We start from the raw sequence: 22,368 nt of genomic DNA on the forward strand, positions 1-22,368 counted from the left end.
GGATAGCGTCGCACGCTATCCCCAGACTCCGGCGGAGATCAGAACATCACGCCAAACTCCAGCCGCCCGCGCACCTGCTCCCTGTTCAGGCCCGCAGGACCAAAGGCGGCGCCAGGCGTGATCCCGCTGGCACGGACATAGGAAAATTCCGGCCGGATGAAGAACCGGTTCCATGTATAGGTGGGTGTGGCGGTGAAGGTGAAGGCGTTTGAGCCCGGACCGTAAAGGAAGCTTGCTGCCGTGGCGCGCGGGCGGTTGCTGTCGATATATTCGAAGCGCACCGGCAGGCTCCAGTTATCGTCGAACTTGTACTTGGCGAGCAGGCCGAAGGCGTAATTCTCCGCCTTCGTGGTGCCCGCCAGTGGTAGGTCCGGCACCCAGGCATATTGGAAATAGGGCTGCACCAGCCACTTGCTGCCGGAATAGCTGTAGATCACGTTGAGGATGGTGCTGTTGTTCTGCACCAGTGGCGTGTTGAAGGTGGAACGATAATTCCTGCTAAGCGCGCCGCCAAGCACCACCGAGAGGGTGTGCGGCCCGTCAACATAGCTGACGACACCCGACAACCAGTTGAACCTGCCGGAGAAAAAGCCATCGGTGAAAGCAAGGCTGAAGCTCAGCTTACCGGCCGTCAGATTGGCCTGCACACCGCGGGTCATCACATTTTCCTGGCCCCACAGGATGCCACGTTCGATGTTGAGGTTCTGGAAGGTGAAGGGCGCTTCCAGCCCGATCAGCGTGGGCAGGATACCGGCCTGCACGTTGAACGTGGACGAGGGCGCGATCTTCACCCAGGCTTGGGGCACTACGCCATAGCTGTTGGTGGTGTAGTCGGTGGACTTCACAAAGGCAGCGCCCAGCGTTTCCTGATTGTAGAGGCCGGCCTGCACGAGGAATTGGAGCACGCCTTCCGGCTTCTGCACGATGACCTGCGCATTCGAAAGATCGGCAAAGCTGCTTGCCACACCCGGCGTGGTGTTGGACTGTGTGCCGAGATAACCGCTGGCAATGGCGGTGACATAGACCTTGGAGCCCGCCAGATCGAGGCTGATCGGCTCGGGGTTATAGCTCAACGGGCCGGCAAGGGCCGGGAGCAGCGCCGGGGGAGGTGCGGCCTCCGACGAAGGTGCGGCCTCCGACGAAGATGCGGCCTCCGACGAAGATGCGGCGTCCTCAGCGTGCGCGGCCGTGGCGGCGAACGCAGAAAAGGCACACAGCAATGCTTTGGTGGCGAGACGGAACTTCATGTGGAACGACCTCCCTGGGACTGATTCCTGGATTAAGGTTACGTTCCTGCCTGCGACCGCACGCGGCGTGGCCTCTCACCGTGTGGTGCCAAGTCCTGTATGGTGTCCTTCAATTACCATAAGCATCTTGCTGGTCAATTGCCGTCCGTGCTGCAGCGCAAAAAGATCGGACTGCGATACTTTTGCAACAGCGACCGGCACGCGCGCCCCAAATCCATCCCCCCTGATCGAAGTCGAAGCCAGTCCTGAGCGGCTGCTGCAAGCAGCCAGCCGAAGGGGGCCGCCCTTCCTTCTGGCGCGCCCAAGGAAAGGAAGACGGCCTTGTCAAACCAATGTGGCAGTCCTCGACTGAGACTGATAGCGGGCGCGAATGAGCCGCAAATCCAGAGCAAAACCTCCCTCCCCTTTTCGCTGTTTCAACTCGTCGCCCGAGGTGATCCGGCTGGTGGTGCTGATATATGTGCGATTTCCGCTGTCGCTCCGAAACGTCGAGGACCTGCTGTTCGGGCGCGGCATCGACATCTGCGACGAGACGGTGCGGCATTGGTGGAACAGGTTTGGCCCGATGTTCGCTGGTCATATCCGTCGCCAGCGGGTGTCGCGGATGCGCAGCTATTCCCACTGGCGCTGGAATCTGGACGAGATGTACGTGACCCGAAGGGCGGCGAAGCCAACCTGAACGGCGAAATGGTTTAGCTCTGACGGGCCGTCGATCATAAAGGCGAGGTCCTCGAGAGCTACGTTACCAAAAAGCGGCACAAATCAGTGGCGCTCCCCTTTATGAAGAAGGCGCTGAAGCGCCAGAGCCAGGCCGAGGCAATCGTGACAGACGGGTTCAAATCCTACCCCGCAGGCATGCGTGAGTTGGGAAATTCCGATCGTCGCGAAATGGGCCGATGGTCGAACAACCGGGCCGAAAACAGTCATTTTTCTTTCCGACGACGATAGCGCGCGATGCGCCGGTTCAGGCGAATGAAGACATGACAAAAGTGCGCCTCGGTCCACGCCAATGTTCACAATCACCTCAACCTTGAACGCCACATCGTCGATCGCCAAATCTTCAAAGAACGCCGCTCAGCCGCCCTGGCTGAGTGGCAGCTGGTCATGGGATAATCCATGGCGCTCGCGACCGAGCTCCAATTAGCGGAAACCGGTTCGCGTTAGACTGACAGCACCATCATGATGGGCAACGAGGATCGCCTGGACAATCGGGGAGGCGTGCTAGCGTTGCCGCATCCGCTTCGATCGGTCCGTTCCCGCGTAGCCCTCCGTTCAAGCCCGTACCCGAAATCACCAGCGATCCATCATTGGCGATGCGCAGCGTGGTCGAACAAGCCAGCGACATTGGATTCAACTCGCTGCAGGCGAGCCAAATCTGGGGGCGGCCCGCGGCGCTGACCCGCACCTTTTTGCGCACCAGATCCCAGGCAAAAACACGTCCGGCCGGATTCCCTAGCTTGCTGCCGTCACCGAAAAGGAACGCGCGATCGGCCCGGAACATCGGCGTATCGCTAGCGTCATAAGCCACCACCTTGCCCGTGTTGAAGCTGATGAGCTGATCGGGCCCACCGGCAAATTCGACGACCGTCAGCGAAAAGGCCTGGGCTATTGCCGCCGCTGGCAGCCCGATCGCCATCAGTGCCGTGCCGCCGCGAAACCACTTTGTCATGTCCTGCTCCCCTCGACGTCGCCGTTCAATATCCTTACGCCTGACACCGGGACGCAGCAAGTTTGCAGGCCAAACGGGGACGCACGATGATCGAAGATATGGCGAACCTGATGATGGACGACGATCCGCCCACCACGTCGGCGGAACGAGAGCGCGTCCGCGATACGTGGCATCGACGCATTACCATTGGCGCTGCGGGCTTTTTCCTTGCCGTCATGCTGGCCGCGATCAATGCGTTCGCTGCACTGCGTGGCTCCGTGATCGTCGTCCAGCCGCCCGAACAGGTGATCCTCTATCGCGATGGCGTTGGCGACAAGGCCGTGCTGACGATGGCGATGCGCCTGGCCACTATAAACGCCGCCGATTCCCAGCACGGCGATGTGCTGATGGGTGCGTCGATCACGCCGATCGTCGGGGGGCCCGCCTTCAAGTTTGCCGGCATCGTCAAGCCCGTCTTCACCAACGATCCGGACGCAGCCAGTAAATGCGACATCGGTGCGCGCTGCATCACGCTGCCTGGGCTGCTGGCGATCGAGCAGGGCGACGAGATTATCGACATTCCCGGTGGTGCTGTCCGCTCACCGTATCTCACCTATCCCATCACCGACTGGAATTGCGATGGCAATGACAAGGCTTGCGCGCAGTTCGGCACTTTCGACGAGGCCGTGACGGCGATTGCCAAAGGACCAAGCAGGTTTGCCGTTTCGGTAAATTTTTACAGCGATGGCAAGCGCCGTATAACCTGCGAAGGGCGCAAGATCGATTTGGCCTATGTGCGCAAGACCGGGTGGATGACTGTCAGCTGCAAGAAGACCGATGTTTCGGGTGCGCCGATCCTGTAGCCTGGCTGTCGGTGCCGCCACCGCAATGGCCTAGCGCTTACGAAACAGTGCCAGAGGGTGGAGCGTCAGGCGGAACTGAAAGCCACGGTCCTGCAGGTCGCGACTGCCGACTTGGCGCGCTTCTATCAAGGCATGGGCATAGCCGACCCGCGCAGTGAACGCGTCCGACGGAATCCACGCCAGGCTGGCACCGATGCTGGCGAGTTCGCTTGGCTGCGGCTGCGGATCGAGGGCATTGCTCAGGATAGCACCGTCGACGAAGACCGACATGCCGAATGCTGCAAGATTGACCCCGTTGGCGCTGGCACCCCGACCCGATAGCGACACAGGCTGGTAAAGTTCGACCGAGCCAACGACGCCGCGGTCGACCAGGGCAAGGGTTTCACGATATCCACGAACAGTGAATTCACCGCCGACCGCCAGTCGCTCGCCCGAATAAAGCAAGCCATCGGCCCATTGGCCGGTAACGCGTAGCCGCAGTTCGAGGCCCTTGCCAGTCAAGCGGCGCGCATGGCTGGCCTGGATCAGTGCGGCGCGGAAATCGGTCTTCGGCACCCGGCGTAACAAGTCGGCCGCGTCGGCGGCATTGGTCGGCATCACCCGCGATCCAGCGAGCCCCTGCGTCAACGTCAACGACAGCGCGGTGACCTGGGAAATGCCGCGTTCGACCCAGTCGGCGACGAGCCGCAGCGCGGTGTAATCCGACCGTCCGTTGACCGCTCCGGGCGCAAAAGAAAAGGGCTGGCCGAGCAGGAATGTCTGCGTTTCACGGTGCGCGAGCCGCCATCCCACAGAGATACTGCGTGCCGCACGCCAGCCGCCGGTCGGCCGCGGGGTCAACGGCTCGGCGACAAGCAACTGGTTCAGCCCGCCTTCGACATTCCAGTCGCGCGCGCTGATGTCGAGCGGCACCAGCGGACGGTCGACCACCGATGCCCGATTATAGCCGCCGCGCAGGATCAGCGTGGTGCGCGTGCCCAGCACCGGCAGCTGATAGCTTGCCGATGCATCGGGCTGGCCGGCGGTGATCCCGGCCTCGGCACTGGCGAGATCGCCTGCCTTGATCAGGTTGCGGATAGACCCTCCAATCGCGCCGCGCTGGCCCCCGACGGCTGGCGAGCGGCTATTGGCGAAATTGAAATACAGGTCGGTGCGCTCTGCCGGATCCACCGTCAGCGCCAGCGTCGCTTCGCCAGGGCTTGCGCCCGGCCGCAGATCGGCACGCACCGTTGCGATCGCCGGATTTTCCGACAGCAGGCGAAAAGCGCGTTCGACCGAAAAGGCATTGAGCGGCACGTCACCGGCCGGTCGCATCCGATCCGTCACATAGTCAGGCGTTAGCCCACGTGGGCCGCCCGCACCCCAGCTGACGCCGACCAAACCGCCATCGCCCGGATCTGTCAGACGACCGAAGATCAGCTCAAGGTGCAGCACGCCGCCATCGACCAGCTCGCCGCCAGTGATCCGCACGCCTGAATTGATATAGCCGTTGCGGGCGAGCGCGATATTAATGATCTGGATCAGTGCAGTAACGCGGTCGAGCGGCACCCGCGCGCCCACTAAACCGTTCTGCACGACCTGACGCTTGACCCAGGCTGCGTCGAACCCGGTTGATTCGGGACGATCAAGCGAAATCCCGGTGACAGGATCACTCGCGGGCGCCCAACTGGGCAGCGCAGGTGCCATGCCTGGCCCGCTGGTCACGATGACGTCCGAAATGATGACATCGACGTCGCTCGGGTTGGCGGCGCTGATCGGCGGTGCCTCGACCATTGGGACAATCGGCGACTGCGGGCTGGAATAAGCGGGCAGTGCCGGCGCCGATGCGTCGGGGCCGGTCCGGCCCTGCAGCGGTTCGGGGCGGTCCTGGGCGTAGCCGCAGGTGCTGCAGATCACCGTCGACGCCACCAGGATTCGGAACGGTTTCAAACCGATCACGGCGCGCACAAATTCGAGCGGACAGGCAGTTGCGCCACGTCAGTCGCGACCTCACGGCTCGCTTCGAGCAGGCCAGCATAGGGGCCCGTCGAGCGAAGGTTGAGCTGGTTAGTACCGCCGCGCCGCGCGGCAGCGCACTGGCCGCGGAGCACTGATGAGGCATCGAGGAACGACAGGTCGATCGCCTCGGCCCCGGTCGACAGATCGCCCACCTGGCTGTCGACCAGCAAGGCGCCATCGACCGAAAGGAGATTCAGCCGATCCGAAGAGCGGATGTAGAAATCGGACTGGAGCAGCACATCCGCCCCGAAAGCCTGGCCAAGGGCGAGAATCTGGCCCCCGTCCGACAGGATGAGATAGGGGCTGGCGATCGTGATCAGGCCGCCGGTACCTGGTCCCGACGATGTCGTGATCAAGCCCGACTGCGCCGCACCGCGAAGCACCAGCGTACCGGTGCGCGGCATCAGCAAGGTGATGTCGCCTGCGGCGCCTGCGATCGAATTGGTCGAGATTGCAGCACCGTCGAGCAGGTCGATGCGGTTCGCCTCGATCGAAATGCCGCCAGCCGTCCCGCCGCGCTGCGACAGATTTTCGCTGGTGATCTCCGAGCCAGTTCCTTGAGCGGCCAGCGTTCCCAACTTCAGGCTGATCGCGCCCGCCGGATCGGGGTTGAACGATGTGGTTTCAATCCGCCCGCCATTGACGATGCTAAGCATGTCGGCAGTGATATCGATCGCGCCCGCCGTGCCCGACACGGTGCCCGTCGCCGCCGAGGCGATCTCCGCACCATCGAGCACCACCGATTTCGCGGTAATGTCGATCACCCCTGCAAGGCCACGATTGGCCACGTTGGTGCTAATCGACGGTGTAGCCGCCGGGCCCAGGTAAAGCCGATTGGCATCGATCAGGATATTGCCAGCATCGCCCGTTGCACGCGCGCCAGTTTGCGCCGAGGTGATCCGCGATTCGCCGGTGATCGAAATATCGGGCGCCGTGCCCGCGCGCGGCTTGATGACAATATCGCCCGCCCTACCGGCGGCAAAGGTTTGCGAGGTGATCGCGCCACCGCTCGACATCGCAATCGATCTTGCCTCGACCTGGATGAATCCGGCCGCCCCTGATCCCAGCGTCGATGTTGTGATCTCACCGGTGTTGCGGAGATCGAGGTTGTTGGCCGTGATCCCGACGATACCGGCGGCACCCGTACCGCCTAGTGCCGCGCTGTTGATCGCGCCATCGTCGATCACCAGACTGTCCGCTGTGATAGCCACCGCACCGGCATCGCCCGATCCCTCGGTAACCGACGAAATCTCGCTGCCCGATTCGATCCGGATCGCCCGGCCGGCGATGGAGACCACCCCTGCACCGCCGCTCGTCGAGCCGATGGCATCTGACTCGATCCGCGAACCGTTCCGCAGCGTGATCATGTCGGCCGTGATGTCGACCAGTCCACCAAGGCCAGCCCCCAGATTTGAAGACGAAATGCGTGCGCCGTTGGTGAGCGCGACCGTCGATGCGCTCAGCGTAATCGTCCCGGCATCACCGGTTGCGCCTTGTTCGGCCTCGGCAGCGATCACGCCATTGTCCATCGTCAGCGATCCGGCGTTGATCGTCAGATCACCGCCATCCCCCGTGCCGAAAGTCGTCGATTCGATCAGTCCGCCCGATCCGATGGCGATGCTGTCGGCCGTGATGGCGATGTTGCCCGATCGAGAATCACCGTAAGCGGAGGAAATGATCGAAGCGCCCGTTTCGATCAGCAACGATCCGGCGCGGATACGGATATCGCCAGCATTGCCAAGCGCGCCGGGCAGCGCCTGCGAGCTGATCTGGCTGGTGTCCGACAGCGCGATCCGCAACGCGTCGATATCGACCGCTGCGGCATTGCCGAAATCGGGCGCGAAACTGCCAAGATAGGTTTGATGGGCGCCGCCGACCGCCGCGCGAAGGATCAGATCGCCGGCGAGCACGCGCAGACCCGCAGCGCCGCGGTCGTTCGAATCGGCTGCAAGAATCGAGCTGGTGAGCGTGATCCGCCCGGCATTGGCGCGCAACAGGCCGGTCTGGCTGGCGCTTGGCTCGACGCTGATGAAACTGTCGGCCAGCGACAGGGTGCCACCTGGAAACCGCGTCGCGAGCGGCGAATCGAGCGCGACATTGAGATTGGCTGCGCCGAGCGCAAGCAGATCGAGCGCGCCGGGCGAGAAGGTCGATCGATCGATCGCGATGTTGGCCGCGCTCAACGACAGGCTGGTATTCGGGCCGACAAAGCCTGTCCCGGCGCCGCGCACGGTGATGTCACCCCGCGTTCCAAGGAAACCGAACGCGCTGGGCGCCGCCATCGAAAAGGTTGAACCGCTGGGCGTCGTGACCCCGAAGACGCCGCCGTCAGCAAAACGCAGCGTGTTCGCCGTCGAGAAATAGGCAGCATTGGGCACCGCAACCGAGGCATTCGTCCCAAAGATGATTCCGGCTGGGTTGATGAAGAAGAAATTGGCGCGGTCCAGGCCTTGGGTCGCGATCGTGCCATCGATCGTCGAGATCGTGCCGCCCGTGACCCGGTTGATGACATTGGCAATGCTGCCGCCGTCGCCGCCCGATCGCACCCAGACCGCGCTGTCCCCCGTGCCCAGCGAAAAGCTGGTAAAGCTGTGGAACAAATTGTCGCCGACACGGCGACCACCGTCGATTGCGGTTATGGTGCCGGCCGTCGTTGCCGTTGTGCCCGTACCAACCCCGGGCTGGCTATCGGGGGTAATCGCCGTCTGCGCGCGCACCGGATGTGCCGCCAGCAGCGCCAAGGCCGATGCCCCGACCATGATGGCACAGCGCCTCACCGCCAACCACCCAGAAGCGTGAATGCCGCCCAGATCGACGGGTGCGACAGATCGCCCGCGCGACTGATCAATGCCAGTTGCGCCTGCCGCAGCGCGGCCGCCTTGCCGTCGCCTGCCCGGTAGCGGTCGTAAAAGCCCTTCATCAGCGCGACGGCGCCGGTATCGTTGACCGACCAGAGCGAGGCAATCGCGCTGTCAGCACCCGATTGAACGGCGGCACCGGCCAGCCCCATGCTGGCCAGATCGTCGCCAACGGCGGTCTCGCACGCGCTCAGCACCAGCAGATCGAGATCGTCGCCGCGCGCGCGCCCGTCGCCGATCAAGCCGCGCAGATCGGCCAGCGGGATCGCTTCGCCGTTGGCGACGATGAAGCTGCGGTCCGACCGCCCGTTGAACGCAGCGTGCGTCGCCAGATGCAGCACATCTACATGCCCACGCGCTAACGCGCGCCGGAGGTCGGTTGCGCGAAAATCGTCGATCACGGTGCCGCCCGGGCCAGCGGCGGCCAGGGCTTCGTCGCGCGTGCCCTCAAGCTTGGCGAAACGCCCCGCGGGCAGATCGACATCACGCTGGAGCGCCACCGCGACGACCTTCAGCGCCCGGCCGCTGCGATCACGCCCTGGCTGCGAATAAGCGAGCGCTGGCGCCAGCGAGAGCTGCGTCCGCTCAATCAGATATTTGCCATTGCCATCGATCAGTGCCGCGAACGGCAGCGCGCGTAGCGGACCATCGGGGACGATCACGAGCGTCCCACGGGGCAGCAGCCGGCCTTCGATCGGCTTGATGAGCAGATCGTAGAGCGCGTGCGCGGCGTCTTTCCAGCGTTCGTCACCGCCGCCGATCAGCGAACTCGCCATTTCGTCGACGAGCTGGACGACTGCCCTGCGGGTGATGGGCGTGCCTGTCGCAAGGCGGCTGAAGCTTGCAGTGCCGTCGCGCCCGCCCGCGACGAATAACAGCTCGACGCGATCATCGAGAAGAATCGGATAGAGCAAGACTTCGCCAGTCCGCAGCGCGGCCGGATCGACTGGGTCGCGGGCCGGTACGCAATTGGCGCCGAACGCTGACTGCAACTCCGCCTCGCGATAGGTTTCGACGATGCGTTGAACGCTGGCGATACGGGTTTGGTCCGACCCCGCCTCGGCAAGCTGCGCCGCGACCGCCGCCTCGAAAACAGGTCGCATCTGCAAGGCGAAATTAGACTCCTCCGTCAGCGGATCATTGAGCGGCAAAATCGGCCGGATCGCCTCCAGCGCGCGATAAGCCTGTAACACCAACGCCACCCGGCGATCGGGGCGCGCCTCGGCCAACAACAACAGCCAGCCGGGCAGGCGCAACGGCTGGCTACGCTGCCCTTCAAGAAACACCGCTCGTTCGAGTGCGATTACTGCGGCTTGGCGATCGCCTTTCGCAAGCGCGATCTGGCCCTCTAGTCCGGCCGCAAATGCCAATGTCGCGGCGTCGCCCCGCGCGTCTGCGTGCATCGACTTGATCGCCGATCCAATCGCATCGTCGGCGGGATTGGCTGCGGCCATTGCCTCGGCAAGCCGCCCGGTGAGCAGCGCACGTCGCAGGGGAGAGCCAATGTGCTGCGCGGCTTGGAGACCTTGACGCACTGCAATTGCGGCTTCTCCGCGCAGTGAAGCGGCACGGAACGGCGCTATGGTAATGTCCGATAGCATCAAGCGAGCTAAACGAAGTCGGGCGAGCGCCGCGCGGTCGGCATCGCCTGCCTCAAGCGCGCGTGCAGCGGAACAACCAAGAGCAGCTCGTGCCAAGATTGCGGCGGCACCGCGTATGACGGGCGCTTCGATCGCCTGACACGGATCATCCTCGCTCGGCACAGGAATATTGCTGTCGGCTGGCGCCATAATGGGCTGCGCTGTGCCGCGTGTGTTGGTGCCGACGGCGCTGTCGCCACCCAGCAGTGTCAACCCCAATCGATAGGCAGCACGCGCCTCGCCGGCGGCGTCGCCGGCTTGTCGCGCCAGATTGACAGCCGCGACCAGAAATTGCCTGGCTTCCAACTGGTTACCGCCCGGATCGACCCGCATCAGCTCCCCCGCAGCAGCACAATAACGTGCTCGGACTGCAGGCGAAATTGGGCTCATCGGTTCGTCAGCGACCGCGAGCAGGGCAATCTCGCTTGGACCGCCGCCACCGGAAAGCCGCCGTTCAATGGCGTCCTCTGCCGCGAGGCTTGCCCGCTCCAATAACGGCGCGGAAACTCCAGCTTCGGGGACAGAACCGGTCTGACAGATTGATTTCGGTGCCGCTGCTGCCGCCGGGAAGGCAAGGATGACCCCCGCCAATGCGGCAACAAACCGAGGCGTTCGCACCGAGACGAAAAATTGCCAAGCCCCCATAGAGCTGGCTTATCACGGACTAGGCAATTCGCAAAACGGCGGCGATGCGGAAAATCCAAAGCCCTTTTGCTTCTCTGATGTTTACCGAAATCATGATTAGGCTACCAATGCATACAATTTCTTTAGCGCCGGGCACGTCCGCCGCTGGCTCACCTCGAACATCTGGTCAATATGAGCCCCCGATCCTCGAAGGGCAGTAGGTCGTAAATTTTTTGCTTTGTACCTTAATGAGTTAATCGAACTGGCGTCAAAACCGCTTCACAATTCCAACATAGAGCTCGACATCGGGCGTGTCTTTGTTGATCCCGAAATTGCCCCCAAGATCAAACTGGAGTTTGTCGCTCGGCAGATAGGCCAATGACGTGCCGAGTGTTGCCTTTGTCGTGGTCTCGACGGGGTCATTGTCGCGGAGCAAACGAACATCGGTATTAAACCCGAGAGTGTTCGATAATTTGAACGCAAGCCCGCCTGCGCTGCCAAAGGAAAGATGATGCCCGCTGCCGCTGCCGTTTACGATGCTATTGATCTCCGGGGTTAGCGATAGCTCAATAGCGTCCGACAACGGTATCGATACCGGCAGAGCCGCCCCTCCCGTCCAATCGCTAGCGCCCGAAGGCGCAGCGCCGACGGGTGCCGTGACGTAGACCTTGATCGCGACAATCGGTGCATCCGCTTTCCCGAAACTGCGTTTGACTGAAAAGGTAATGTCGCCAACCCCCGACTGACGATTAGCCAGCGCCGCCAATTTGTCGCGCACGCGCTCAGTTGCGAAGGGGGTCAATCCAATTGCGATTTCGCCATGATCGGCAATACCGATCCGCAGCGTACTCTGCCCGATCGTGAATGTGTCGCTTCGGTCCTTGCTACTTTGCTGCAGCGACCAGCTGACGAGGCCGGTTTCCAGAACCACGCCACCCGGCTCGACGGTGCAGGGTGGTGTGGTCTGTCCGGGACGTTCGGCACACCGATCCCGGGCCGCCGCTGGCGTGAGCGAATTGGCTGACACGAGCACAAAGAGGGCAGAGAAAATCGAGATTTTCGGCGTGAGCATCGCAGGAGGCTATCTTGCTTTCGCTTGCGGGGTCAAATTGCGCTCTCGAGGGGGCACGAACACGCTAAACCACGCCTACTGCGCTATCGTGTCAGCAATCGGCAAGGCCGTGATCGCCTTTTCGAACGATGGCACGTCAGGCGCGATGGCGACCGTCGCTGTCGCCCGCAGCCTCGCGGCAACGTTAACCTGGCAGCCTGGCTCGATTGGCCTGAACCAATGTCGACTTACCTCAAACCGCTGCCCGAAACCTGCCAGGCCGTTTTCCAGGGTGGGTTCAACCGGTCGACGCAACGCATCATTTTCATGATGAGAAGGAGTGATGTGATGAAGCAGCGTCGTCGGATATATTACTCGGCCGCTCAGCGGGCAGAGATTTGGGATCGGTGGCAGCGCGGCGAGTCGATGAGTTCGATCGGCCGCGGCTTCGAGCGGGAGAGCTCGTCGATCTTCTCGGTGCTCTCACCGTCGGGTGGGATCCGCCCACCCGATCGGAAGCGATGCGGGCGAGCGCTCAGCTTGGCCGACCGCGAAGAGATATCCAGAGGTCTGGTCGCCGGCCGTTCGCTGCGTGCGATTGCAGTCCAGCTTGGCCGCGCGCCGTCAACGATCAGCCGAGAGGTCGGCCGTAACGGTGGCGCCGATCGGTATCGTGCCACGGTATCGGATCAAGCGGCATGGGATCGTGCGCTGCGCCCGAAGCGCTGCAAGCTCGCTTGCCACCCGGGCTTGCGACGAACAGTATCGCGCAAGCTGCGCCGCAAATGGTCGCCAGAGCAGGTTGCGGGCTGGCTCAAGCATAGCTTTCCGGACGAAGACCAGCATCGCGTGTCACACGAGACGATCTACAAGAGCCTTTATATTCAGGCGCGTGGCGTCCTCAAGAAAGAGCTGCTTGCGCATCTGCGCGCCAAGCGCACGATCCGCCGCTCGCGCCACGCCAGCTTGAAGCGCGACGGGCTCGGCCAGATCAAGGACGCGGTCTCGATCAGCGAACGACCCGCTTCGGTCGAGGACCGCGCCGTACCCGGGCACTGGGAAGGTGATCTCATCTCCGGCGCGCGCGGCAGCCATGTCGTGACGCTGGTCGAACGGCAGTCGCGTTACGTGATCCTGGCCAAGGTCCCGAACAAGGAGACTGCTAGCGTCGTCTCGGCCTTGATCAAGCAGGCGCGCAAACTGCCTCACGAACTCTATCGATCGCTGACGTGGGATCGCGGCAAGGAACTTGCCGACCATCGGCGCTTCACCCTCGCGACCGACGTCGCTGTCTACTTCTGCGATCCTTAGAGCCCATGGCAGCGCGGCACCAACGAGAACACCAACCGCCTGCTGCGCCAGTATCTGCCCCACGGCGTCGATCTGTCGACCTTCAGCCAGGCCCAACTCAGCGCCATCGCCAGACAACTCAACGAGCGGCCAAGAAAAACCTTGATGTACCAAACGCCAGCTGAGAAGTTCGCTCAGAGCGTTGCGTCGACCGGTTGAACCCACCAGCTTTTCGGACATTCGTGATCGGCCGAAATTCGCGAAAGGAAGGCTCCTTATTATTTTCGGCCCGCGCCCTGGTCGCTGACGAAGCGGGCCAGCACCTTCACCTCTCGCCATTCACTCGGAAAATGGAGCCTTGGCCGATATCAGTATCGGCTCCGAGCAGTATCGAACGGCGCGAGAGCTTATTCTCGAATTAGGGGCCGTCTCCCCACCATGGCTACAACAGCAGCGCAGACTCATTCGCGACGAAGCGACGCGGCTTATCGAGCGTATGCAGGGCAAGGGATTGGTTTCGCCTCCGGACGCCGTAGGCCGCCGCAAAGTCCTTGGTGTCGATGAAGAGGACGAATGATGAACCCGCGTATGGAATTTGGTTCGAGTTAGACTGACAGCACCCTCACACAGCTACCGGTAGATAAAGCTATTTGCTGTCGATGCTGAGACCGCGCCGGTCTCGGCGACATGGCCTTGTCGACACACCATATCTGCGGGTTCGAGAAGTAAAACTTGATCTTAAAGTAATAACCATTCGGCAATCCACTATCGATTGCCGACGGTCGAAACTGCCCCTCGACTCATTCGTTCGAACGAACTAGAGCTGAGTCGATGCCCACACCCAATCTCCCCAGCAATCAAGCGCTGCTGCGCGTCGCGATTGATGCCTTTGGGCGCTATGGGCTTGAGGGGGCGAGTACGCGCAATATCGCCGGGGCGGCCGGCAAGCCGATGTCGGCGATCACCTATCATTTCGGGGGCAAGGACGGGCTTTACCTGGCCTGTGCGCAGCATATTGCCGATACGATTGGCGCGATGGTCGCCCCGGCGCTGGACCAGGTCGCCGCCCTGTGCCGCGCCGATGGCAGCCCGGCGCAGGCGCGCGCGGGGCTAGCGATGATCTTCACCGGCTTTGTCCAGACGATGGTGAGCGAGGAAACCGCGCAATTTTCCCGCTTCATCATGCGCGAGCAGATGGAGCCGTCCGCCGCGTTCGAGATTCTGTATGGCGGGGTGATGGGGTCGATGCTCACCCATGTTACCGATCTGCTGATCGTTGTCAGCGGCGATCGACTGAGCAAGGCCGAGGCCCAAGTCCGCACTATCGCGCTGATGGGCCAGGTCATGGCCTTTCGCGTCGCGCACGCCGCCGCCATGCGCACCACCGGCTGGACCAGCATTGGCCCCGACCAGGCGGCCGCGATCAACCAAAGCATTCAGCGGCATCTGGCCGCGATTCTCGACGCGCTCGAAGCAGGAGACGGCATATGAAGTTCAGGCGACCGATCGGGATCGCGGCGCTGATCATGGTGGTGGTGGCGGCGCTTGCCACCCGCGGGTTCGGCCTATTTGCGCCTGCGGACACCGGCTTGGCGCTCTATGGCAATGTCGATGTCCGACAGGTCGAGCTCGCTTTCCGCGTGCCGGGGCGGATCGAAATGATGGCCGTGGATGAGGGTGCCAAGGTGGCGCCCGGCACCATTCTCGCTCGGCTCGATCCGCGACCATTGCGCGATTCGGTGGCGGTTGCCGATGCGCAGATCGCCCTGGCCGATGCCGAACTCGCCAAGCGCGAAGCTGGCAGCCGCGCGCAGGATATCGCCCAGGCGCAGGCGGTGCTCGCCGAACGCCAGGCCGCGCTCGACAAGGCGCAGCAGGACGATGCCCGCCGCCAGTCGCTGGTCGCCAGTGGTGCGGTCAGCCAGGCAATCGCCGACGCGACCCGGGCTGACCTAAAGGCGGCGCAGGCACGGCTAAAGGCAGCGCAACAGGCGTTGTCGTTGCAGCAAGCCGGCAGCCGCAGCGAAGATATCCGCGCCGCCCGCGCGCAACGCGCATCCGCCATGGCGAGCCGCGACCGGGCCCGCACCGATCTGGCCGATGCCACGATCATTGCGCCCGAAGGCGGCACGGTGCTGACGCGCGCGCGCGAACCCGGCGCAATCGTTCAACCCGGCGAAACGGTGTTCACCCTCACGATCGATCGCCCCTTACGCGTGCGCGCCTATATCGCCGAGCCGGATCTGGGCCGGATTTCGCCCGGCATGGCCGTGCTGGTGCGCGCTGATGGCAACCCCCGCCGCTATCACGGCACGATCGGTTTCATCTCGCCGACCGCGGAATTTACCCCCAAATCCGTACAGACCGAAAATCTCCGCACCGATCTGGTCTATCGGCTGCGGATCAACGTCAGCGATCCCGATGATGCGCTGCGCCAGGGCCAACCCGTCAGCATTGCCGTGCCGTCGGCCCGCGCCGCAGGCAAGAACTGACATGACAGCGCCCGTCGCACGGGCAGTGGGCGTTACCAAACGCTTCGTCAGTGATGGCCCCGCCGCGCTCGACTCGGTCGACCTGACGATCATGCCAGGGCAGATGACCGGGCTGGTCGGCCCGGACGGCGCCGGCAAGACCACGCTGATCCGTATTCTGGCGGGGCTGATCATGCCCGATCATGGCAGCATCGAGGTGTTCGGCGCGCCCGCTGCTCAGGCTGACCGCGCGCAGATTGGCTATATGCCGCAGCGCTTTGGGCTCTACGAAGACCTGTCGGTGATCGAGAATCTCAATCTTTATGCCGATCTGCGCGGCCTTCCCGCCAGCGAGCGCGCTGAGAATTTTGCGCGGCTGCTCGACTTTACCGATCTCAAGCGCTTTCAGGCGCGCCGTGCCGGTAAGTTATCGGGCGGCATGAAGCAGAAACTGGGGCTTGCTTGCGCCATGGTGCGCGCGCCGAAACTGTTGCTGCTCGACGAGCCTGGGGTCGGGGTCGATCCAGTATCGCGGCGAGAATTATGGGCAATGGTCCGCGCGCTGGCGGGCGACGGCGTCGGCATCTTGTGGTCAACCGCCTATCTCGACGAAGCCGAGAAATGCGACACGGTATTCCTGCTCAACGAAGGCAAAATGCTGCACGGCGGGCCGCCGGGCGAATTGCTGCGCCAGGTAGAAGGGCGCGTGGTTCGCGTCGCGGTCCCCTCCGCCGATCGCCGCCACATTTTGGAGCATGTTCTTGACCGCGATGACGTAATCGACGGCACGGTACAGGGGGACGCCGTGCGATTGTTGCTGCGCAACCGCGACGTTGTTCTTGCTGCTGCCGATTTCGGCCTGCCCGCCATCACCATCGAACCCGCCGAGCCGCGTTTTGAAGATGGTTTCATCGATATTCTGGGCGGCGGCGCGCATGGCAGCAGTGCACTGGCCAAGGCCTATCGCACCATCCCGGCCAATTCGGCGCCGGCGATTGCCGCCCATGCGCTGACCAAGATTTTTGGCGACTTCACCGCTGCGCATGATGTGAGCTTTTCGATCCCGCGCGGACAGATTTTCGGGCTGCTCGGCCCCAATGGCGCCGGTAAATCGACCACCTTCAAGATGCTGTGCGGCCTGTTGACGCCAACCCATGGCACCGGATCGGTCGCGGGCTTCGATCTGCGCACCGCCAAAGCCGATGCGCGCCAGTCGCTTGGCTATATGGCCCAGAAATTCTCGCTTTATGGCGATCTCAGCGTCCAGCAGAATCTCGACTTCTTCGCTGGCATTTATGGGTTGCAGGGGGCCGCACGGCGTGCGGCAACAGCGCGCGTCACCGAGATTTTCGGGCTGGAGCGCTACCTAAAGGTCAATAGCGCCACCTTGCCGCTTGGCTTCAAACAACGCCTCGCGCTGGCCTGTGCAGTGATGCACGAACCGCCTGTGCTGTTCCTCGACGAACCGACATCGGGCGTCGACCCCATCGTTCGGCGTGAATTTTGGAGCCACATCAACGGACTGGTCGAAAAGGGTGTGACCGTGCTCGTGACCACCCATTTCATGGACGAGGCCGAATATTGCGACCGGATCGCACTGATCTACCGCGCCGAACAAATCGCCACCGGCACCCCTGACGAGCTGAAACGCCAGGCAGGCAAAGCCGATGCGACGATGGAGGACGCCTTCATCGCCCTGATCGAGGCTGCCGACCTGCAGCGCGAGGCAGCGGCATGAACGCGCGCTGGGATTACCGCCGATTCAGCGCGATGCTGCTGAAAGAGACACTGCAAATCTTCCGCGATCCATCGACGCTGCTGATCGCCTTTGTCCTGCCGGTGCTGCTGATCTTCCTGTTCGGCTATGGCGTCAGCCTGGACACGGCGCGCACCCGGATTGCGCTGTCGCTGCAGGACGGTGGCGGCCCCGCGCAGAGCCTTGCCGGTGCCTTTCAGCAATCACGCTGGTTCGACGTCGCCTCGACGGGCGATCTCAAAATCCTGAAGCAGGATCTGGTCGCGGGCAAGGTGCGCGCGATTGTCGTGATCCCCAGCGATTTCAGTCGGCGTGTCGAACGGCACGGCAGCGGCGATATTCAGGTGATCACTGATGGATCGTCACCCAACACCGCCAGCTTTGCCGCCGCCTATGCGCAAGGCGTGCAGGCGAGCTGGGCGGCGGCGCGAAGCGAAGATCGCGGTCGCAGCATCGCCCCGGCCATCAGCGTCGATCAGCGCTATTGGTTCAATCCAGAGCTTGCCAGCCGGTTTTTCCTGGTGCCCGGCGCCATCGCCATCGTGATGACGATGATCGGCACACTGCTCACCGCGCTCGTCATCGCCCGCGAATGGGAACGCGGGACGATGGAGGCGATCATGGCAACGCCGATTGGCATGGGCGCATTCATGGCATCCAAAGTGATCCCCTATTTCATGCTGGGGCTTGGCTCGATGACGATCTGCGCGCTGCTGGCGGTGTTCGTTTTCGGCGTGCCCTTTCGCGGATCGCCGATCGCGCTGCTGGCGATCGCATCGGCGTTTCTGGTCCCGGCACTTGGCCAGGGTCTGTTTATTTCGGCGGCCACAAAGAACCAGTTCGTCGCCAGCCAGATCGCGCTGCTGACCGCGTTTTTGCCGGGCATGTTGCTGTCGGGCTTTATCTTCGAAATCGCCTCAATGCCACGCTGGGTGCAGATCATCACTTATCTGATCCCGGCGCGCTACCTGATCCCACCGCTGCAAACCGTGTTCGTGGTCGGCGATAACTGGCGGCTGTTCCTGCCTGATATTGCAGCAATGCTCGGCTTTGGGCTGATCTTCTTCACGCTCGCCGTGCGGGCAACGAAGCGACGGATCGCATGAGCGGCGGCGGGCGAATTCTGGCGATGATCGTCAAGGAATTATGGGCGGTGCTGCGCGATCCGCGCGGGCGCATCACCCTGATCATCCCGCCACTGCTGCAGCTGGTGCTGTTCAGCGCGGCGGCGACGCTGGAGGTAAAGAATGTCACGATCGGCGTTTATGATCGCGACGGCGGCCCGGCAGCGACCGAATTCATCAATCAGCTTGCCGGCAGCCCCAATGTCCAGCGGCTGATCCGCATCGAATCGCCAGATGCATTGCGCCGCGCGATCGATGATCAACGCGCGATTGGTGTGTTGGTGTTCGATCAGCGCTTCAGCAGCGATGTTGCGGCGCATCGGCCAGCACAGGTGCAGGCCATTTTTGACGGGCGCCGATCCAATGCCGCGCAGATCACCGCCAGCTATATCGATCAGATCGCCGCCAGCGTCGGTGCGGTTGTCCGCCCGGCTGCCTCGCGAACGCCACCCCCCGGGCGGGTGCTGGTCAGCAATTGGTTCAACCCCAATCTCGATTATTTGTGGTTCATCATGCCGTCTTTGGTCGCAATCATCTGCGCCATTTCTGCGCTGTCGGTGATCGTCCAGTCGGTTGCCCGCGAACGCGAACTGGGGACGTTTGATCAGTTGATGGTCTCGCCGCTTAGGTTGCATGAAATCCTGATCGGCAAGATGACGCCGCCTTTCCTGATCGGCATGTTCAACGGCACCCTGTACCTGATCGTTATTCCGGTCTTTTTCGGCGTGCCGATGACCGGATCGATCCTGCTCTTTTATGCCGCGCTGACATTTTTTCTGCTCGCCGTGATCGGCATCGGCATGGTCGTTTCGACGATTTCGCAATCCCAGCAACAGGCGTTTCTGGGGATGTTTCTGGTGACGGTGCCGATGACCCTGCTGTCAGGCTTCACCAGCCCCTATGAGAATATGCCCCGCTGGCTGCAGATCATTGCCGAAGCAAACCCGCAAAAACATTTCCTGATCATCGCCGAGGGCCTGTTTCTGAAAGCGATGCCGCTGGCGGATGTGTTCGCCAATAGCTGGCCGCTGATGGTCATCGCCGCCGTGACGCTGACCGCGGCAACCCTGCAATTCCGATCGCGCGTGGAGTGAAGCCAATGCGATATGCCCCGCCCCTTATCCTGATACTGGCCGTGCTTGGCGGTTGCACCGTCGGACCAAGCTATCGGCAACCGCCCACCACGCTTGGCAGCGCGGCGCCATGGGTATCGCCGGACACTGCACCCGGCGATGTCGATACCAGCTGGTGGCGGGCGCTGGGCGATCCGATGCTCGACACGCTGGTAGCGCGAGCGCTGACAGGCAATCTCGATGTTCGTGAGGCACAGGCGCGGCTGCTTGATGCGCGCGCCAATCGCGACGCTGCCGCTGGCCGAACCGTGCCCGAAATCCGCGTGAGCGGTGGCGCGACGGAGACCCAGCTGAGCCAGAATGGCCAGATCCCGATTGCGCGTATTCCCGGTTTTACACGGCAGTTTTCGCTGTTCGATGCTGGCTTCGATGCTTCTTGGGAGCTTGACCTGTGGGGCGGCACCCGGCGCGCGGTGGAAGGTTCGCGGGCCCGAGCCGCCGCTGCCGAAGCGCGAATCGACGATGTCCGTTTGCAAAGCATCGCCGAGGTTGCCCGCAGCTATGCCGATCTGCGCGCCGCCCAGGCCCGGCTCGCCAATGCCCGCGCGGACAGCGATATCCGCGATGCGATCGCAACCCTGGTCACGCAACGCACCGCAGCGGGCGAATCCTCGGCCAGCGATCAGGCATCAGCACGGCAGCGTACGGACACCGCTCGCGCGGCGATCAGCGGGATTGAAGCTGATATCCGCGGCGCAATCTACCGATTGGCGTTGCTGACCGGCCAGCCGCCCGAGGCATTACTTGCCGATCTGTCCCCCACCGCACCCTTGCCGCAGGTGCCTGTCGTGGTGGCGACCGGCATCCGCTCCGATCTGCTCCGCCGCCGCGCCGACATCCGTGCTGCCGATGCCGATCTCGCCGCCGCTACCGCCGATATCGGCGTGGAGACCGCCAATCTCTATCCGCATATCTCGCTGACCGGCAGCCTGGGCCAGCAATCGCGCGCGCTTGGCGATATTGCTTCGGGGGCAAGCACGCGCTTTCAGATCGGGCCGAGCTTTAGCTGGCCGATTTTCTCCTTCGGGCGAATCCGGGCGCAGATCCGCGCCGCCGATGCGCGGGCTGATGCGGCGACCGCGCGTTATGAAAAGGCGGTATTGGGGGCGCTTGCCGACAGCGAAACCGCGGTCAATCGTCTCGCCGCGAGCAGGTCCGCGCAACAGGACCGCGCCGCTGCCCTCGCCGAAAGCAGCACGGCCACCGCGCTTGCCGAACGTCGCTTTCGCGCAGGCGAAGATGATCGGATCGCCTGGCTTGAATCGCAATCATTTCGGCTGACCATTGAACAACAGGCATTAAGCGCGCAGACCGACACGCTGAAAGCCTATATCGCACTCGCCAAGGCCCTTGGCGGCACCTGGGCGGAGACGGACAAATGACCGGACGTTTCGGCCTCACGACGCTGCTGGCGCTTGCCCTGGTTACGACCAGCGGCTGTGTTACGCTGCCCAAGCGGCTTTACAGCGAACAAGAACAGTCCATCGCGCAAATGCCCGGCATTCCCGGCGCGCGGTTCTGGGCCGATGATCCTGCCGCCTTCATGCGCGCACGACCGGAACGCTTGGCCGGCCGGGCAGAGGCAATGCTCGCCATATCGGGCGGATCGGATGACGGGGCCTATGGCGCGGGCTTTCTCAACGGCTGGAGCCAATCGGGCAAGCGCCCGGAATTCACCGTGGTCACCGGGGTTAGCACCGGTGCGCTAATTGCCCCCTTTGCCTTTCTCGGCGCGCGCTATGATGACCGGGTCAAAGCCGCTTACACAACGATCAGCCAGCGCGACATTTACAAACTCCGCCTGCCGCCAACGGCGTTACTGTCGACCAGCGTCGCCACCACCGGGCCGCTGTGGCGGCTGCTCAACACCTATGTGACCGATGCAGTGATCGACGAGGTCGCCGCCGCGCATCGCAATGGCAGGCGATTGTTCGTCGGCACCGCCAATCTCGATGCGCAGCGCGGCGTCGTGTGGAATTTGGGGGTTATCGCCGACAGCAAGGCGCCGGGCCGTTATCGGCTGTTTCGGCAGGTATTGCTGGCATCGTCTGCGGTACCCGCGCTGTTCCCGCCCGTCGTGATCGATGCGCAATCGGGCGGCAAACTGATCCGCGAAGCACATGTCGATGGCGCGACGTCGGGATCGTTGCTGGTCGTGCCGCCGGGGGTGATCACCACCAGCGGTATCGGCACCGATGTGTCCGATCTCTATCTGTTGGTGAACGGGCAATTGGGGGGCGATTTCAAGATCGTCAAAGGCGGCATCCTGGCCATTGCCAGTCGTGCCTTCACGCTGGCGACGGCGGCGGCGGTGCGCGAACAGACTGCAACCGCCTATCTTTGGTCAAAACGCTACGGCGCGCGCTACCATTTGAGCTATATCACGTCAGGCTTCGAACCCGGTCCGCCACATAAGCCGTTCGATACGGCCTATATGAACCGGCTCTATGCCTTTGGATTGAGCCAGGGTCTGGCCCAGAAATGGGCATCCGCACCGCCCTCTGGCGATCCCGTCGCGCCGTAAGACAACAAAAGCCGGGCTTGGTTAGAGTATGGTGCCTTTGGATTGGACCAAACCATACCCCGTTCGCCCTGAGCGAAGTCGAAGGGCATGCGGATCGCGTGGGCTTCGACTTCCCCCGGACCTGATCCGGGGCCGAACGGT

Annotated in this window: 16 protein-coding genes and 2 pseudogenes; 12 read left to right on the plus strand and 6 right to left on the minus strand. The window is 62.9% G+C overall.

Translation table 11 applies throughout. From position 1 onward, the window contains the following. Nucleotides 1–38 precede the first annotated feature (38 nt). Entirely contained in the window at nucleotides 39–1,247 is a 1,209-nt protein-coding gene (locus tag B7Y43_RS10940; protein WP_374131685.1) for an outer membrane beta-barrel protein, read from the minus strand. 370 nt (nucleotides 1,248–1,617) lie between these two features. Here B7Y43_RS10940 and B7Y43_RS10945 point away from each other — a divergent pair, with 370 nt between their 5' ends. After that, nucleotides 1,618–1,926: a hypothetical protein gene (locus B7Y43_RS10945; protein ID WP_374131686.1), complete on the plus strand. Its 309-nt coding sequence runs from the start codon at nucleotides 1,618–1,620 to the stop codon at nucleotides 1,924–1,926. An 83-nt stretch (nucleotides 1,927–2,009) separates the two neighbouring features. Beyond that, a pseudogene (locus tag B7Y43_RS10950) lies at nucleotides 2,010–2,195 on the plus strand (DDE-type integrase/transposase/recombinase); the annotation flags it as partial. A gap of 229 nt (nucleotides 2,196–2,424) precedes the next feature. Here B7Y43_RS10950 and B7Y43_RS10955 read toward each other — a convergent pair. Next, complete coding sequence (locus B7Y43_RS10955) at nucleotides 2,425–2,916, minus strand: hypothetical protein (RefSeq protein ID WP_374131687.1); 492 nt, start codon at nucleotides 2,914–2,916, stop codon at nucleotides 2,425–2,427. 86 nt (nucleotides 2,917–3,002) lie between these two features. Here B7Y43_RS10955 and B7Y43_RS10960 point away from each other — a divergent pair, with 86 nt between their 5' ends. Continuing rightward, entirely contained in the window at nucleotides 3,003–3,758 is a 756-nt protein-coding gene (locus B7Y43_RS10960; protein WP_374131688.1) for a hypothetical protein, read from the plus strand. 30 nt (nucleotides 3,759–3,788) lie between these two features. Here the strand turns inward: B7Y43_RS10960 and B7Y43_RS10965 are convergent, their stop codons facing one another. From B7Y43_RS10965 to B7Y43_RS10980, 4 genes are all read right to left on the minus strand, one after another. Next, on the minus strand, nucleotides 3,789–5,654 hold the full coding sequence (locus B7Y43_RS10965) for a ShlB/FhaC/HecB family hemolysin secretion/activation protein (RefSeq protein ID WP_374131689.1): 1,866 nt from the start codon (nucleotides 5,652–5,654) through the stop codon (nucleotides 3,789–3,791). Nucleotides 5,655–5,692: 38 nt separating this feature from the next. Further along, nucleotides 5,693–8,533, minus strand: coding sequence for a filamentous hemagglutinin N-terminal domain-containing protein (locus B7Y43_RS10970; RefSeq protein WP_374131690.1), 2,841 nt, complete (start codon nucleotides 8,531–8,533; stop codon nucleotides 5,693–5,695). After that, nucleotides 8,530–10,872 carry a CHAT domain-containing protein gene (locus tag B7Y43_RS10975; protein ID WP_374131691.1) on the minus strand — a complete coding sequence of 781 codons (2,343 nt, stop codon included), beginning with the start codon at nucleotides 10,870–10,872 and terminating at the stop codon, nucleotides 8,530–8,532. Before B7Y43_RS10975 ends, B7Y43_RS10970 begins: the two co-directional genes overlap by 4 nt. A 274-nt stretch (nucleotides 10,873–11,146) precedes the next feature. Then, nucleotides 11,147–11,950: a transporter gene (locus B7Y43_RS10980; protein ID WP_374131692.1), complete on the minus strand. Its 804-nt coding sequence runs from the start codon at nucleotides 11,948–11,950 to the stop codon at nucleotides 11,147–11,149. A gap of 327 nt (nucleotides 11,951–12,277) precedes the next feature. Between B7Y43_RS10980 and B7Y43_RS10985 the strand changes: the two are divergent. From B7Y43_RS10985 to B7Y43_RS11025, 9 genes and pseudogenes are all read left to right on the plus strand, one after another. Then, nucleotides 12,278–13,438: pseudogene (locus B7Y43_RS10985) on the plus strand (IS30 family transposase). Between the two features lie 139 nt (nucleotides 13,439–13,577). Then, nucleotides 13,578–13,796, plus strand: coding sequence for a DNA translocase FtsK (locus tag B7Y43_RS10990; RefSeq protein WP_374131693.1), 219 nt, complete (start codon nucleotides 13,578–13,580; stop codon nucleotides 13,794–13,796). A 254-nt stretch (nucleotides 13,797–14,050) separates the two neighbouring features. After that, nucleotides 14,051–14,710, plus strand: a complete 660-nt coding sequence (gene cecR, locus B7Y43_RS10995) for a transcriptional regulator CecR (protein WP_374131694.1) — start codon at nucleotides 14,051–14,053, stop codon at nucleotides 14,708–14,710. Next, nucleotides 14,707–15,711, plus strand: coding sequence for an HlyD family efflux transporter periplasmic adaptor subunit (locus B7Y43_RS11000; RefSeq protein ID WP_374131695.1), 1,005 nt, complete (start codon nucleotides 14,707–14,709; stop codon nucleotides 15,709–15,711). Before cecR ends, B7Y43_RS11000 begins: the two co-directional genes overlap by 4 nt. A 1-nt stretch (nucleotide 15,712) precedes the next feature. Then, a complete protein-coding gene (locus B7Y43_RS11005) occupies nucleotides 15,713–17,428 on the plus strand; it encodes an ATP-binding cassette domain-containing protein (protein WP_374131696.1) in 1,716 nt (571 codons plus the stop codon). Continuing rightward, entirely contained in the window at nucleotides 17,425–18,552 is a 1,128-nt protein-coding gene (locus B7Y43_RS11010; protein WP_374131697.1) for an ABC transporter permease, read from the plus strand. The genes B7Y43_RS11005 and B7Y43_RS11010 overlap by 4 nt, the downstream gene beginning before the upstream one ends. Further along, nucleotides 18,549–19,664, plus strand: coding sequence for an ABC transporter permease (locus B7Y43_RS11015; protein WP_374131698.1), 1,116 nt, complete (start codon nucleotides 18,549–18,551; stop codon nucleotides 19,662–19,664). Before B7Y43_RS11010 ends, B7Y43_RS11015 begins: the two co-directional genes overlap by 4 nt. A gap of 5 nt (nucleotides 19,665–19,669) precedes the next feature. Then, entirely contained in the window at nucleotides 19,670–21,085 is a 1,416-nt protein-coding gene (locus tag B7Y43_RS11020; protein WP_374131699.1) for an efflux transporter outer membrane subunit, read from the plus strand. Next, nucleotides 21,082–22,227, plus strand: a complete 1,146-nt coding sequence (locus tag B7Y43_RS11025) for a patatin-like phospholipase family protein (RefSeq protein ID WP_374131700.1) — start codon at nucleotides 21,082–21,084, stop codon at nucleotides 22,225–22,227. Before B7Y43_RS11020 ends, B7Y43_RS11025 begins: the two co-directional genes overlap by 4 nt. The last annotated feature ends 141 nt before the right edge of the window (nucleotides 22,228–22,368 follow it).

The organism is Sphingomonas sp. 28-62-20, from assembly GCF_002281505.1.

Bases quoted from the DNA above. Each gene is read 5' to 3' on its own strand.
- B7Y43_RS11005 (WP_374131696.1), top strand. From the start codon at position 15,713: ATGACAGCGCCCGTCGCACGGGCAGTGGGCGTTACCAAACGCTTCGTC.
- cecR (WP_374131694.1), top strand. From the start codon at position 14,051: ATGCCCACACCCAATCTCCCCAGCAATCAAGCGCTGCTGCGCGTCGCG.
- B7Y43_RS10940 (WP_374131685.1), bottom strand. From the start codon at position 1,247: ATGAAGTTCCGTCTCGCCACCAAAGCATTGCTGTGTGCCTTTTCTGCG.
- B7Y43_RS11010 (WP_374131697.1), top strand. From the start codon at position 17,425: ATGAACGCGCGCTGGGATTACCGCCGATTCAGCGCGATGCTGCTGAAA.
- B7Y43_RS11025 (WP_374131700.1), top strand. From the start codon at position 21,082: ATGACCGGACGTTTCGGCCTCACGACGCTGCTGGCGCTTGCCCTGGTT.
- B7Y43_RS11015 (WP_374131698.1), top strand. From the start codon at position 18,549: ATGAGCGGCGGCGGGCGAATTCTGGCGATGATCGTCAAGGAATTATGG.
- B7Y43_RS10945 (WP_374131686.1), top strand. From the start codon at position 1,618: ATGAGCCGCAAATCCAGAGCAAAACCTCCCTCCCCTTTTCGCTGTTTC.
- B7Y43_RS10960 (WP_374131688.1), top strand. From the start codon at position 3,003: ATGATCGAAGATATGGCGAACCTGATGATGGACGACGATCCGCCCACC.
- B7Y43_RS11020 (WP_374131699.1), top strand. From the start codon at position 19,670: ATGCGATATGCCCCGCCCCTTATCCTGATACTGGCCGTGCTTGGCGGT.
- B7Y43_RS10955 (WP_374131687.1), bottom strand. From the start codon at position 2,916: ATGACAAAGTGGTTTCGCGGCGGCACGGCACTGATGGCGATCGGGCTG.
- B7Y43_RS11000 (WP_374131695.1), top strand. From the start codon at position 14,707: ATGAAGTTCAGGCGACCGATCGGGATCGCGGCGCTGATCATGGTGGTG.
- B7Y43_RS10980 (WP_374131692.1), bottom strand. From the start codon at position 11,950: ATGCTCACGCCGAAAATCTCGATTTTCTCTGCCCTCTTTGTGCTCGTG.